The sequence below is a fragment of the Photobacterium rosenbergii genome (genome assembly GCF_003026455.1).
Classification (GTDB): Bacteria; Pseudomonadota; Gammaproteobacteria; order Enterobacterales; family Vibrionaceae; genus Photobacterium; species Photobacterium rosenbergii.
Genome location: NZ_PYMB01000053.1, coordinates 1 through 4,797, shown reverse-complemented (window position 1 = coordinate 4,797; position 4,797 = coordinate 1). Strand labels below are relative to the sequence as shown.

The following is a 4,797-nucleotide window of genomic DNA, read 5'->3' as shown; positions in this document are numbered from 1 at the left end:
CCACAAGGCTCTTTGATGATCTTGCCGCGACCGTGACAGTGTGGACAGGTCTGCTGAACAGCGAAGAAGCCCTGACGCATCTGCACCTGGCCGCTACCATGACAGGTACCACATGTGGTTGCAGCAAAGAGATCCGTGTTCCTACCTTGGTTCACTGTGATACCTGTGATGGTTCTGGTGCTAAGAAAGGCACGTCAGCAACCACATGTGGTACCTGTCATGGTAGCGGCCAGGTGCAGATGCGTCAGGGCTTCTTCGCTGTTCAGCAGACCTGTCCACACTGTCACGGTCGCGGCAAGATCATCAAAGAGCCTTGTGGCACGTGTCACGGCCAGGGCCGCAAAGAAGAAACCAAGACCCTGTCTGTTAAAATTCCTGCCGGTGTTGATACGGGCGACCGTATTCGTCTATCTGGCGAGGGTGAAGCAGGTGAGTTCGGTGCTCCAGCGGGTGATCTATACGTACAGGTTCATGTTGCCCAGCACAGCATCTTCGAGCGTGACGGCAACAACCTATATTGCGAAGTGCCAGTGAGCTTCACAATGGCTGCACTAGGTGGTGAGGTAGAAGTCCCAACCCTTGATGGTCGTGTGAATCTTAAAGTACCTTCTGAAACACAAACGGGCCGTATGTTCCGCATGCGTGGTAAGGGCGTGAAGTCAGTACGCGGTGGCGCGATGGGCGATCTTATCTGTAAGCTGGTTGTTGAAACGCCAGTTAATTTGAGCTCACGCCAGAAAGAGTTGCTACAAGAGCTTGAAGAAACCTTAGGCGGCAAAGCTGCAAAGAAGCATAAGCCAAAGGCTGAAGGTTTCTTTGACGGCGTGAAGAAGTTCTTCGATGATCTGACCGGTTAATAGACCGTTTAGACCGATATATGAAAAGCCAGCGCAAGCTGGCTTTTTTGTGGCTGAAATCTACCAACAACCGACGTAAGCATCAATTCCTGTTGTGTAGCCTTTCTTTTCTCCGGCGGCATTGATAGTGAGCTTTTTGCACTTATCATTTTTTTGTAAGCCATTCGGCTTCACTTTTGCTGTTAAAATAAACCTATCTACACCTGTTCCGGTATTACTGATTGAAAATGTGTATTCACTAGATAGTGAACATGATGCACAGCTTGGAGAGCCCGTACTTAGATCGGTGCTACTTGGATAGTTATTACTAATTGTATACTGTTGTTCTGCCCACAGCTGTAATTGAATTAAACCTGTCTGAGCTTCGCTTCGGCGAGCTGATTCGACATGTTTGGAGTAGCTAGGAAGCGCTATAGCAGTGAGTATTCCAATAATAACGACGGTTATTAGCATTTCAATTAATGTCATACCACGATGAAAATTATATCTGACCATTACATTTATTCTTCGAGCTGATACGTAAATGAAAAAGTTATGAGACACATACGCTATACCTTGTGGTAAATTGTTTTCAAGGCTAATTTATAAAATTGAGTTGTTTTAATGTACAGTTGGAAGCTAAGTCAAGGAATAACCTTGTTAGAGCTAATAGTGAGTATTGCAATAATAGGAATTATTGCATCTTTCGTTGTGCCAAGTTTTGAAAACTCTATTAATAGGTCTCATGTTAATAAAAAGTCAGAAGAAATCTTTGAATATATTCGTTTAGCTAAAATTGAAGCTGTTAAAAGGAATAAGTCAGTAGAGATCTACTTTGATAAGAGCAATCATGGTTCTTTCTGTTTAGGCATGCGAGGGATTGGAGATAATATTAATTGCTCGACGACAAGTTCGACTTACCCTAGTTTGAAGTTTGATAAAAACAGACATTACGAAATTAAAACCTCGAATAAGAAAGGTGATGTGATCGATATCTCTGAAGGAGGGCTTTTTTCATTCAACCCGTATACAGGTAAGTCATCTAATAGTAAGAAGTTATTGCTTAAAAGCAAGTTAACCCCTTCTGTAATATCAGGTGTAAGAATAACCGATATTGGATTTATATATGCCTGCTCTGAACAGAAGCAAGATGGTAAGTCCACATGCGTATAAATAGAGGATTCACTCTAGTTGAGTTGATACTGGCAACATTTTTGGGAATGCTGATCTTATCAGTGACGGCTTCAACTTATTTATACAGTATTGGAAGTAGTAACAATCAACTCAAGTATTCAGCATTGAAGTCTGAATTAGATAGTCTTCTTTTTTTAATGGCTAATGAGGTAAAGCGAGCAGGATATTGCGGTAATTGTACAACTACCAATGGCTTTATGATTACAGGTGCATCCGGTGATAAATCTGCGATAGCGATTGATGATTCGGTTACCATGACTAGCGGCAGTTGTATACGCTTTGCTTATAATCACGATTCGTCAGAGAGTGCTGTTTCAATAAGAGAAAAAGATGCAAGAGGTTTTAGGTTATTCGATAGTGATAAAGATGGTAAAGCTGAGTTTGAAATTTATGCAAATTATGGTGGACTCTCGAATTGGGGGTGTAGTTCTAGTCATACTCATTGGCAAGACTATAATAATCATATGATAACAATAACTGAATTATCTTTTAAACGGAATAAGTACCAAAGTAATGTCTCTGGAGCATCTTCAAGTATGCAGAGCATAGATATTACGATTGAAGGTAAAATTGGTTCAATGAAAGAAACAAGAGCCATTACTGTTTCAGTACCTAATGTGGATAGGTAGAGAAAAATGAAAAGGAAAAATATTCAGATAAGAAGATACCAAGGATTTTCTACGATTATTATTACATCGACACTTTCATTATTAATGGCACTTTATGTGTTTAGTCTGTTATCAGTAGAAATGTTTAATATTAAGAAAGTTCAGAATGTTGTTACAGCCAAGCAACTAAAGGCAAGGGCTAATGCTACTTTGCAATGTGGTACCGAGATTGTTATGGGAACTGGGGGAGTAATAGGGCCTTTTGATTTTAGTCCCTGCAACGAGGGTAGTATTAGCCTTGCTCAAATAGGAACATCAAAAAAATACAAGTTGACGGCAACATCAAGAGATATTCGTTCAGATGGGGAGTCAACTGCCTCTATCATTATTCAATCATCTTCATCAGGTGGGCCAACAGCGGCGTTTGCTTCTTCAGGGAATATATCGTTTAACGTATCACAAACTATAGACCCGTACGAAGGGGCTAAAAACGGTATAGGCTATGACTGCAGTGCAATCAAAACCGGCGGTGAGATAAGGCTAACCAATGGTGCAGATTTAGTGGTTAGACACCCCCATGATCAACATGGCCAGAGAAAGAAAATAGACAATAAACCTGTAGAGTGCAATGCAAGTCATAGAACGGTATCACCAAAAGGCCCTTCTGATTACGGTAAGGATATACAGCAAAATATAAAAAATTTTGATCTCTTTAAAGAAAATTTCAACGTAGTAAGGGACCAGTGGGAGACTGCATTACCCTTGTTTGATGTGACAATCCCTGGGGCCACCAAAACAAAAAAAGTTACTGTTGGTGGAGAGACGAAAAAAGTTGAGTTCTCCTATGTTGAAAATTGCGGTAGCAAAATAAAAAAAATCATTGATGCTAATAAAAAAATCTCTAACCCAAAAGAAAAACAACGCTATATATGGGTTGATGGTACCTGCGATTTAAAAGGGATTGGCGCATCGCAGATCGCTACAACGGACGATGCCGTGACAGTGGTAGTTAAAGATGGGCTCTTATATTCAACAGAGAACATCTATTTTCATGGGAATCTATACCTATTTGATTTTAGCATGACAGATGAGCAGTTACTTGCTGCATGGGAGGAGTCTGGTCAGGGGACCTATCTACCTCATACTGATTTGGCAAAGGTGCCTTTCTACTTCAGGGGGAGCTTTATTACGCGGGGAGCGTTCAACTTAGACTCTCCAGGTCGAGACTCTCATATTTTTGGTTCTTTCCAGCCAGGTTACTCGAAAGGTAAAGTGGATTATCAAGATTCACGGTTTGGAGCCCCTGTTATTTTGGATGGTAGCTGGCATGACTTTTAACAAGAATAAAGGCTTTAGCCTGATTGAAGTATTGATATCTATCTTGGTCATATCCATTGCTTTTGTTTCGATTGTTAGGCTTCAGTCATATGTAGCGTTGCGTAGTGAGCAAATAGAATTGCAATACCATGCGGTTCGGGTGGCAGAAGCACAAGTGATGCTCTGGCAGAATGTGGGAGCTACTGTTGATTGTGATGGGACAGCGAAGTTACTGACGTTGGATAATTTGCAATCGTGTCAAATCAACTTTTCTCCTTTTAAAGGTGATGTGGAGGTTATTGGTAACCCTAAGGTGGATTTATCTGGAAATATATTATTAAAAGAGTTGATGGTCAGTGTTACTTGGACAGACCGAAGCGGTGAGCGCGGGACGATTACGCTTGTGTCTGCTCATACACCTTATAGCCCTTTATTGAGGTCTTAGAGGATGTGATTTATACGTGTCTTCAGTGTTCTGTATGTTTATTGTTCGCTCGATCTTTTTTCTCAAAAAAACTATTGCCCTCTCGATTTCTCTCCCTATAATGCCACCTCACCGACACGGAGCACGGCAACTTAAGCCGGCAACGTAGCGGATTGTTCTTTAACAATTTGACCATGCAATCTGTGTGGGCACTCGTGAAATGATAGTCAACAAAAGAATTATCAATGAAACTGAGTGACCAAATCGATTCGCTTCTTTTTAAGAAGGGTATCGGCACAGTCAATTCATTCATTACTTCGGTAATGGATTAACAGTATTCATTGAGCCAAAACTTTAATTGAAGAGTTTGATCATGGCTCAGATTGAACGCTGGCGGCAGGCCTAACACATGCAAGTC

At 41.2% G+C, this 4,797-nt stretch carries 6 protein-coding genes and 1 rRNA gene; 6 read left to right on the top strand and 1 reads right to left on the bottom strand.

Annotated features, from left to right (window positions below; genetic code table 11):
• A partial coding sequence (locus C9J01_RS29220) for a molecular chaperone DnaJ (protein WP_473805761.1) occupies nt 1–857 on the top strand: 857 nt, incomplete at its 5' end.
• A gap of 60 nt (nt 858–917) precedes the next feature.
• Here C9J01_RS29220 and C9J01_RS29215 read toward each other — a convergent pair.
• Nucleotides 918–1,400 carry a type IV pilin protein gene (locus C9J01_RS29215; protein ID WP_237157084.1) on the bottom strand — a complete coding sequence of 161 codons (483 nt, stop codon included), beginning with the start codon at nt 1,398–1,400 and terminating at the stop codon, nt 918–920.
• Nucleotides 1,401–1,460: 60 nt separating this feature from the next.
• Between C9J01_RS29215 and C9J01_RS29210 the strand changes: the two genes are divergently transcribed.
• The 5 genes from C9J01_RS29210 to C9J01_RS29190 all read left to right on the top strand — a co-directional run.
• Nucleotides 1,461–2,009, top strand: a complete 549-nt coding sequence (locus tag C9J01_RS29210) for a pilus assembly FimT family protein (protein WP_107301561.1) — start codon at nt 1,461–1,463, stop codon at nt 2,007–2,009.
• Complete coding sequence (locus C9J01_RS29205; RefSeq protein WP_107301560.1) at nt 2,000–2,659, top strand: PilW family protein; 660 nt, start codon at nt 2,000–2,002, stop codon at nt 2,657–2,659. The genes C9J01_RS29210 and C9J01_RS29205 overlap by 10 nt, the downstream gene beginning before the upstream one ends.
• A gap of 6 nt (nt 2,660–2,665) precedes the next feature.
• Nucleotides 2,666–3,976, top strand: coding sequence for a hypothetical protein (locus C9J01_RS29200; RefSeq protein WP_107301559.1), 1,311 nt, complete (start codon nt 2,666–2,668; stop codon nt 3,974–3,976).
• Nucleotides 3,966–4,400 carry a type IV pilus modification PilV family protein gene (locus C9J01_RS29195; RefSeq protein ID WP_158264606.1) on the top strand — a complete coding sequence of 145 codons (435 nt, stop codon included), beginning with the start codon at nt 3,966–3,968 and terminating at the stop codon, nt 4,398–4,400. Before C9J01_RS29200 ends, C9J01_RS29195 begins: the two co-directional genes overlap by 11 nt.
• A 334-nt stretch (nt 4,401–4,734) precedes the next feature.
• Nucleotides 4,735–4,797: ribosomal RNA gene (locus C9J01_RS29190) — 16S ribosomal RNA — on the top strand; the annotation flags it as partial.

Coding starts and splice junctions, on each gene's coding strand:
- C9J01_RS29210 (WP_107301561.1), top strand. CDS start 1,461: ATGTACAGTTGGAAGCTAAGTCAAGGAATAACCTTGTTAGAGCTAATA.
- C9J01_RS29205 (WP_107301560.1), top strand. CDS start 2,000: ATGCGTATAAATAGAGGATTCACTCTAGTTGAGTTGATACTGGCAACA.
- C9J01_RS29200 (WP_107301559.1), top strand. CDS start 2,666: ATGAAAAGGAAAAATATTCAGATAAGAAGATACCAAGGATTTTCTACG.
- C9J01_RS29195 (WP_158264606.1), top strand. CDS start 3,966: ATGACTTTTAACAAGAATAAAGGCTTTAGCCTGATTGAAGTATTGATA.